Annotated in this window: 7 protein-coding genes and 2 pseudogenes; 5 read left to right on the top strand and 4 right to left on the bottom strand. The window is 61.8% G+C overall.

Annotated features, from left to right (window positions below; all coding sequences use genetic code 11):
- Nucleotides 1–375: 375 nt before the first annotated feature.
- Together K0F88_RS33035 and K0F88_RS33040 are read left to right on the top strand one after the other, a co-directional pair.
- Nucleotides 376–1,446 (top strand): annotated as a pseudogene (locus K0F88_RS33035) (HAMP domain-containing protein); the annotation flags it as partial.
- Nucleotides 1,447–1,713: 267 nt separating this feature from the next.
- A pseudogene (locus K0F88_RS33040) lies at nt 1,714–2,304 on the top strand (methyl-accepting chemotaxis protein); the annotation flags it as partial.
- A 127-nt stretch (nt 2,305–2,431) separates the two neighbouring features.
- On the opposite strand, the gene K0F88_RS21735 reads toward K0F88_RS33040, so the two are convergent.
- From K0F88_RS21735 to K0F88_RS21750, 4 genes are read right to left on the bottom strand one after another with little or no spacing between them, the layout of a single operon-like run.
- Nucleotides 2,432–3,745 carry a sensor histidine kinase gene (locus K0F88_RS21735; protein ID WP_219096496.1) on the bottom strand — a complete coding sequence of 438 codons (1,314 nt, stop codon included), beginning with the start codon at nt 3,743–3,745 and terminating at the stop codon, nt 2,432–2,434.
- Nucleotides 3,742–4,410: a response regulator transcription factor gene (locus K0F88_RS21740; protein ID WP_219096497.1), complete on the bottom strand. Its 669-nt coding sequence runs from the start codon at nt 4,408–4,410 to the stop codon at nt 3,742–3,744. The genes K0F88_RS21735 and K0F88_RS21740 overlap by 4 nt, the downstream gene beginning before the upstream one ends.
- A gap of 3 nt (nt 4,411–4,413) precedes the next feature.
- On the bottom strand, nt 4,414–4,719 hold the full coding sequence (locus K0F88_RS21745; RefSeq protein ID WP_094468206.1) for a PepSY domain-containing protein: 306 nt from the start codon (nt 4,717–4,719) through the stop codon (nt 4,414–4,416).
- Nucleotides 4,719–5,027, bottom strand: coding sequence for a PepSY domain-containing protein (locus tag K0F88_RS21750; protein ID WP_094468207.1), 309 nt, complete (start codon nt 5,025–5,027; stop codon nt 4,719–4,721). Before K0F88_RS21750 ends, K0F88_RS21745 begins: the two co-directional genes overlap by 1 nt.
- 174 nt (nt 5,028–5,201) lie before the next feature.
- Between K0F88_RS21750 and K0F88_RS21755 the strand changes: the two genes are divergently transcribed.
- The 3 genes from K0F88_RS21755 to K0F88_RS21765 all read left to right on the top strand — a co-directional run bounded on the left by K0F88_RS21755 (nt 5,202) and on the right by K0F88_RS21765 (nt 7,772).
- Nucleotides 5,202–6,281 carry a patatin-like phospholipase family protein gene (locus K0F88_RS21755; protein ID WP_219096498.1) on the top strand — a complete coding sequence of 360 codons (1,080 nt, stop codon included), beginning with the start codon at nt 5,202–5,204 and terminating at the stop codon, nt 6,279–6,281.
- Nucleotides 6,282–6,365: 84 nt separating this feature from the next.
- Complete coding sequence (queD, locus tag K0F88_RS21760; RefSeq protein ID WP_008152165.1) at nt 6,366–6,722, top strand: 6-carboxytetrahydropterin synthase QueD; 357 nt, start codon at nt 6,366–6,368, stop codon at nt 6,720–6,722.
- 216 nt (nt 6,723–6,938) lie between these two features.
- Entirely contained in the window at nt 6,939–7,772 is an 834-nt protein-coding gene (locus K0F88_RS21765; RefSeq protein WP_094468210.1) for an alpha/beta fold hydrolase, read from the top strand.
- The last annotated feature ends 91 nt before the right edge of the window (nt 7,773–7,863 follow it).

Below are 7,863 nucleotides of genomic sequence, written 5' to 3' on the forward strand. Positions count from 1 at the left end.
GACAAACCGTTATCTCAGGTTTTGGGGGCGCATCGCCCCCCGCGGGAGCTAGCGCCCTCGCCACTAGTGCCCATTTGTCCGATGGCATAAAGAAAGCCGAATGACGGCCGTTACAGTGCAAAGTCTCAGATAAATATCGAATAAGGACGTCTCTCCATGTCGCTCAGACAACTTTCCATCCAATGGAAAATCACCCTGCTGGCCGGGCTTTGCCTGGCGGGCATCGTGACCCTGCTGGTAGGTCTTTCGCTGTACCGCATGGAGCACAGCTCCGAGATGGTGAAAGCCTCGAGCATGGAGATGCTCACCGAAGCCGCCCAGGCCCGGATCGAATCCCAGGGTGAAAACCAGGCGCTGGTGATTCGTCAGCAATTCATGGACGCCTATCAATACGGCCACGGTTTTTCGCGTCAGGTGCTGTTCCTGCGCGATCAGGCGGAAAAACGTTTTCTGGACGCCTTCGACCTGCGTGAAGACCTGACCCGCCAGGTCAAGTCGGCGCTGCAAGCCAACCCGGAATTGCTCGGCCTCTCGCTGGTGTTCGAAGCCAACGCACTGGACGGCAAGGACGATCTGTTCGCCGGCCAGGCCGAGCTGGGCAGCAACGACAAGGGCCGTTTTGCCCTGTACTGGTCGCAACCGACACCGGGCAAAGTGACGTCGATGGCGCTGCCGGAAAGCGACATGGCCGACACCAATGCCGGCCCCAGCGGCGAGCCGGCCAACGCCTGGTTCACCTGCCCGCGCACCACGCTCAAGCCATGCGTGATCGAACCGTACTTCTATGTGATCGACGGCCAGAACGTGCTGATGACCAGCATCGTGTTCCCGCTGATGGTCAACGGCAAAGTCATTGCGTCGCTGTCGGTGGACATCAACCTCAACAGCTTGCAGGCCATGAGTCAGGGCGCGAGCAAAAAGCTCTACGACGGCCAGACCCGCGTCAGCATCATCAGCCCGGTCGGTTTGCTCGCCGGTTACAGCGCGGACGCCAGTAAACTCAGCCAGCGCCTGGACGCCGTGGACAAGACCAACGGTGCCGAGCTGATTCGCATGCTCGCCACCAGCAGCAACACCGAAAGCCTGCACAGCAACCAGCAACTGAAAGTGCTGTCGCCGTTCCAGCCGATCCCCGGCGGAAAGTCCTGGGGCGTGTTGCTCGACGTGCCGGAAAAAGTCCTGGTCGGCCCCGCCGAAGCCCTGAAAAACCAACTCGATGACAGCAACAGAAGCGGCACCCTGGTTGAACTCGGCCTCGGTGTGCTGGCCGCGCTGATTGGCTTGCTGCTGGTATGGCTGATGGCGCGCAGCGTGACCCGGCCGATCCTCGGCGTGGCGCACATGCTCGAAGACATCGCCAGTGGCGAAGGCGACCTGACCCGGCGCCTGGCTTACGACAAGCAGGATGAACTGGGCCAGTTGGCCGGCTGGTTCAACCGCTTCCTCGACAAGCTGCAACCAATCATCGCCGAAGTGAAACGATCGGTGCAGGACGCCCGCAGCACCGCGGACCAATCCTCCGCCATCGCCACGCAGACCAGCGCCGGCATGGAGCAGCAATACCGCCAGGTCGATCAGGTCGCCACCGCGTCCCACGAAATGAGCGCCACCGCCCAGGACGTCGCCCGCAGTGCCGCGCAAGCCGCCCAGGCCGCGAAGGATGCCGATCAAGCGACTCGCCGGGGCCTGACCGTCATCGATCAGACCACCACTAGCATCGACAACCTCGCCGCCGACATGAGCGCGGCCATGGTGCAAGTCGAAGGCCTGGCGGCCAACAGCGAGAAAATCGGCTCGGTGCTGGAAGTGATTCGCGCCATCGCCGAACAGACCAACCTGCTGGCGCTCAACGCGGCCATTGAAGCGGCCCGTGCCGGTGAGGCCGGACGGGGTTTTGCCGTGGTCGCCGATGAAGTGCGCAACCTGGCGCGCCGCACCCAGGAGTCGGTTGAAGAAACCCGTCTGGTGATCGAGCAATTGCAGAGCGGCACGCAGGACGTGGTCGGCTCGATGAACAACAGCCATCGCCAGGCCCAAGGCAGCGTCGAGCAAGTGGGCCAAGCGGTGACGGCGCTGCGCCAGATTGGCGAGGCGGTGACGGTGATCAGCGACATGAACCTGCAGATCGCGTCTGCGGCCGAAGAGCAGAGCGCGGTGGCCGAGGAGATCAACAGCAACGTGGCGACGATTCGCGATGTCACGGAGTCGCTGTCGGGGCAGGCGAATGAATCGGCGCGGGTGAGCCAGTCGCTCAATAGCCTGGCGAATCAACAGCAGAGTTTGATGGATCAGTTTCGCGTTTAATGCAAATACCTGTGGGAGCGGGCTTGCCCGCCATGAGGCCATAACATCCAACATCAATGTTGACTGTTAGATCGCCATCGCGGGCTAGCCCGCTCCCACAGGTTGATCAGTGAGCCTCAGGCCCGCGTCAGCGTTTGGGGAGTGTGATGAGGACCTTCAGGCCGCCCCACTCGCTCTCCTCCAACCTCATCACCCCGCCCCACGTGTCGACGATGTCGCGCACAATCCCCAGCCCCAACCCATGCCCATCTGTCTGTTCATCCAGCCGTGTCCCCCGGTTCAGCACCTGATCGCGCTGCGCCTCGGGAATCCCCGGCCCATCATCTTCCACGCTTAACTCAAACCCTTGCGCCGTCTCTACCACGCTCAACCGAACCTCGGCATCCGCCCATTTGCAGGCGTTATCCAAGAGATTGCCCAGCAGTTCGAGCAAATCCTCGCGATCCCACGGCAGCTGCAAACCGGCCGGTGCGCGGTAGCTCAGGTTCAGGTGTTCGCCATGAATCATGTTCAACGTCGCCAACAGTCCTGGCAGTTCCCCATCACAATCAAACAGCGCCCCCGGCAGCGCATCGCCGGACAATCTGGCGCGATTGAGTTCGCGATTGAGCCGCTGCTGCACCTGCTCAAGCTGCGCCTTGAGGAGCTTGCGCAGTTCGGGATGCGCGTCGAGCTTCTCGCTGGAAGCCACGCTCAGCAACACCGCCAACGGCGTTTTCAGCGCATGCCCGAGGTTGCCCAGGGCATTGCGTGAACGCTTGAGGCTGTCTTCCGTATGGGCGAGCAAATGGTTGATCTGCGCCACCAGCGGCTCCAGTTCCACCGGCACCTGGTCATCGAGTTGCGAGCGCTGGCCCTGCTGCAACTGGGCGATTTGCTCACGGGCCTTTTCCAGTGGACGCAAGGCGCGGCGCACGGTGATCCGTTGCAGCAGCAGAATCAGCAGCAACCCCGCCAGCCCGAGGCCCAGGCCGACCTGCTGCATGCGCCGGAAACTCTCGCGCACCGGCGTGTAGTCCTGCGCCACGCTGATCGAAATCGATTGCCCGAGCCGTCGATAATCTGAACGCAACACCAGTAATTGCTGGCCTTCCGGCCCCAGTTGCAGGTTGCTGTGCAGGCCGGGATGGTCGAGTGGCGGCAGCTCCTGATCCCACAACGAGCGGGAACGCCAGTGCTTGTCGGCAAAATCGATACGGAAGTAGTGCCCGGAGAACGGCCGTTGATAGGCCGGCGACAAGTGCCGCTCATCCAGTTGCAACCCTTGCGGCCCGCGCACCAACGCCACCAGCAGGTTTTCACTGTCGTTGCGCAAACCGTCTTCGAGGTAGCGCTGTAACCCCATTTCGAACACCCACAGACTGGTTTGCGCCAGCACCAGACCGACGATTACCATCACGCTGATCAGCCCCAGACTCAAGCGGCGCTGGATCGACCTCACTGGGCTTGCCCGCCGAACAGGTAACCCTGGCCGCGACGGGTTTCGATGACGCTTTTTCCAAGCTTGCGCCGCAGGTGGTTGACGTGAACTTCGAGTACGTTGGAATCGCGCTCGGTTTCACCGTCGTAGAGGTGTTCGGCGAGGTGGCTTTTGGAAAGGATCTGCTCGGGGTGCAGCATGAAATAGCGCAGCAGGCGGAATTCGGCGGCGGTGAGTTGAATGTCGGCACCGTCGCGGGTCACGCACTGGCGACCTTCATCCAGATGCAGCCCCGCCGCCTTGAGCGTCGGCTGATTGGCCTGACCGTGGGAGCGACGCAACAACGCCTGGACTCGCAGGTGCAGCTCTTCGGGGTGGAACGGTTTGGTCAGGTAATCGTCGGCGCCGGCCTTGAGGCCTTCGATGCGCTCGGCCCAGGAACCGCGCGCTGTGAGGATCAGCACAGGGGTCATCAGGCCACCGGCCCGCCATTGCGCCAACACGTCGAGCCCCGGCAACCCCGGCAGGCCGAGGTCGAGGATGATCAGGTCATAAGGCTCGCTGCTGCCCTGATACACCGCGTCGCGGCCATCGGCCAGCCAGTCCACGGCGTAACCCTGCCGGTTGAGGCCGGCCATCAATTCGTCGGCCAGCGGCACGTGGTCTTCCACCAGAAGCAAACGCATCGATCAATCTTCCTTGTCTTTCAGTAACTGGCCAGTGGCGGCGTCAAGGTCCAGTTCACGGACCACCCCTTCGGTGGTCAGCAGCTCGACTTCATAAATGTAGACGTCGTGTTTTTCTTCAAGCTCGGCTTCCAGCAGTTTGGAGCCGGGGTAGCGGTCCAGCGCCTGTTTCAACAGTTGCTCAAGCGGCAGGATCACGCCTTGCTGGCGCAAGCGCAGGGCTTCGTCCTGATCGAGGTCGCGGGCCATGACGACCGAGCAGAACGCCAGCAGCACCAGCGCCATGCGTGAAAATGAACACACCTTCATTACGTATCCTGATGATCCTTGAGAACCTGCCCGCTGACAGCGTCTAATTCCAGATCCCACTCAATGCCTTGTGGGTCGCGCATCTCAACCTGGTAAATGTACTTGCCGTACTCTTCCTCCAGCTCGGTTTCGGTGATTTTGGCACCGGGATGTTTGGCCAGAGCGGTGGCGTTGAGCTTCTCGAAAGACACAATGGTACCAGCGTCGCGCAGCCGAAGGGCTTCGTCGGGGCCCAAGTCACGGGCGTGGGCGAGGCTGGCGGTCAGGGTGATGATGGTCGCGGCGAACAGGGCAGTCAGGGATTTCATGGGGCGTCTCCGTATTTTTTATGTGTTGCCTACGGGGGGCACCTTAGCGAGCTGAACTTAACTGAAACTGAATTGCCATCATCAGACGGCATTACACAAGCCCGCTCCCACAGGGGATTTGTGGCGTTGCATGACCTGTTTATAATCCCCCGCTTGCCAGACATCGAGACCGGTATGACCGCCATCCACATCAAGTTCCCTTCCCTGACTCTCAAGGCCGGCCCTCGTGCCTTGGCGCGCATCCGTGAAAACGGCCTGAGCGCCGCCGATGTCGGCACGCTGCCGGGCGCCGCCGGTGGACCGAAAGCCTTGGGGATTCAAGGTCTGGACCTGGCGTTGTTTGGCGAATGGCTGCCGGCCGCGCCGCGGGAGCGTTCGTTGATTGGCGCATCAGTCGGTTCCTGGCGCTTCGCCAGCGCCTGTCTGCCGGACGCCGCCGAAGGCATCCGGCGCCTCGGTCAGCTGTACACCGAGCAGAATTTCGCCAAGGGCGTGACCATGGCGCAGATCAGCCAGAGCTCCCGGCGCATGCTCGATGAACTGCTCGACGGTCGCGATGCGGCGGTTCTGAACAACGCCCACTACCGCCTGAACATCATGGTGGTCAAAAGCCACGGCTTGCTCGCGGACGATCATCGCGGCCGCCTCGGGCTGGGTTTGTCGTCAGTGATCGCCGACAACCTGCGGGGTCGCGCGCGGCTGTCGCGGCACTTCGAACGGCTGATCATCCACGACCCGCGCCTGGCGCCGCCGGTCCATGCACTCAACGATTTCCCGTCGCGCTTCGTCGCGTTGAATGCCGGCAACCTGCGCCAGGCCCTGCTCGCGTCGGGCTCGATCCCGATGGTGATGGAAGGCGTGCGAGACCTGCCGGGCGCAGGTGCGGGGACATTTCGCGATGGCGGCCTGCTCGACTATCACCTCGACCTGCCCTACAGCGGCAACGACATCGTGCTCTATCCGCATTTCACCGACCGGGTCATTCCCGGCTGGTTCGACAAGACCCTGCCGTGGCGCCGAGCCTGCCCGGCGCGGTTGCAGGATGTGCTGCTGTTGGCGCCGTCGAGGGACTACCTGGCGCGCCTGCCCTACGGAAAACTGCCGGACCGCAACGACTTCAAGCGCTTCATGGGCGATGCCCCGAGCCGGCAGAAATACTGGCGTACAACGATGGACGAAAGCCGTCGCCTGGGTGACGAGTTTCTCGAACTGGCCGCCAATGGTCGCCTCGGCGAACGCTTGCTGACCCTTTAGTCAGTGTTTTGCCCGGCGCTCTGGTAAACTCGCCGCCTGCCCACATCGCCGCGGCGATCGCCACCTGACAGAGCTGAAATCACTGTGGAAATCTTCAAAGAGTTTACGTTCGAATCCGCCCACCGCCTGCCTCACGTACCGGAAGGCCATAAATGCGGCCGCTTGCACGGTCACTCGTTCAAAGTGGCGATTCACTTGAGCGGCGACCTCGATCCGCACACTGGCTGGATCCGCGACTTCTCGGAAATCAAGGCGATCTTCAAGCCGCTGTACGAGCGCCTCGACCACAACTACCTGAACGACATTCCCGGCCTGGAAAACCCGACCAGCGAAGTGCTGGCCAAGTTCATCTGGAAGGAACTCAAGCCCCTGCTGCCGGAACTCAGTGCGATCCGCATCCACGAGACGTGCACCAGCGGCTGCATCTATCACGGCGAGTAACCCGCTCTAAAGAACACCAAAAATCCCTTGTGGGAGCGGGCTTGCTCGCGAAAGCGGTGTGTCAGTCGACATCTATATTGACTGACACACCGCTTTCGCGAGCAAGCCCGCTCCCACAGGGGTACTGCGTTTCGTCAGCGATACAAAAAACAGCCTTCATTGGCTGTTTTTTTATGCCTATGCTTTTTGGCTCGAACACGCCAAGAGGACATCCCCATGAGGACTGACTGGCCGCTGGCTCAGACCTATCGCTTCAACGGGCACTCCGTAAGCTACGCCGTGCGTGGCGACGGCCCGCCGCTGGTGTTTGTGCACGGCACGCCCTTTTCGTCTTACGTGTGGCACCGCATCGCTCCGCACTTCATCAGCACCCATCGGGTGTATTACTTCGACCTGCTGGGTTATGGGCAATCCGAGAAAATCACCGGTGACGTGTCGCTGGGAGTGCAGAACGACCTGTTGGCGAACTTGCTCGATCACTGGGGCCTGGATCGGCCGGACGTGGTCGCCCACGACTTCGGCGGCGCCACCGCGCTGCGCGCGCACCTGCTCAACGGCAAGGATTACCGCAGCCTGACATTGATTGATCCGGTGGCGCTGACGCCCTGGGGTTCACCGTTCGTGCAGCATGTACGCCAGCATGAAGCAGCGTTCAGCGGACTGCCCGATTACATTCAACAGGTGATCGTGCCGGCCTATATTCGCGGGGCGATCAAGCGCGACATCCCCGATGAAGAGCTCGACCCGTATGTGCAACCGTGGCTGGGCGATCCCGGGCAAGCGGCGTTCTATCGGCAGATTGCGCAGATGGATGAGCGTTACACCCGCGAGGCTGAAGGGTTGTACCCGACGGTGCGTTGCCCGGTGCAGATTCTGTGGGGTGAGGAGGATCAGTGGATTCCCATCGAGCGCGGACGGGCGCTGCATCAGATGATCGCCGGGGCGCAGTTCCATCCGGTTCCCAATGCCGGGCACCTGGTTCAGGAAGATGCGCCCGAAGCCATCGTCGCGGCGTTGCTGAAGTTTTTGCCGTTAATCCAGTCCCCTTGAAGAAACCGAATCCCCTGTGGGAGCGGGCTTGCTCGCGAAGGCGGTGTGTCAGTGAATGTAGATGGTGACTGACACCCCGCTTTCGCGAGCA

The organism is Pseudomonas sp. UMAB-40, assembly GCF_900095275.1.
In the GTDB taxonomy this organism is placed as follows: domain Bacteria; phylum Pseudomonadota; class Gammaproteobacteria; order Pseudomonadales; family Pseudomonadaceae; genus Aquipseudomonas; species Aquipseudomonas mandelii_B.

What these genes read in the sequence shown, in the direction of transcription:
- K0F88_RS21765 (WP_094468210.1), top strand. Translation starts at nt 6,939, where the DNA reads ATGAGGACTGACTGGCCGCTGGCTCAGACCTATCGCTTCAACGGGCAC.
- K0F88_RS21740 (WP_219096497.1), bottom strand. Translation starts at nt 4,410, where the DNA reads ATGCGTTTGCTTCTGGTGGAAGACCACGTGCCGCTGGCCGACGAATTG.
- K0F88_RS21745 (WP_094468206.1), bottom strand. Translation starts at nt 4,719, where the DNA reads ATGAAGGTGTGTTCATTTTCACGCATGGCGCTGGTGCTGCTGGCGTTC.
- K0F88_RS21750 (WP_094468207.1), bottom strand. Translation starts at nt 5,027, where the DNA reads ATGAAATCCCTGACTGCCCTGTTCGCCGCGACCATCATCACCCTGACC.
- K0F88_RS21755 (WP_219096498.1), top strand. Translation starts at nt 5,202, where the DNA reads ATGACCGCCATCCACATCAAGTTCCCTTCCCTGACTCTCAAGGCCGGC.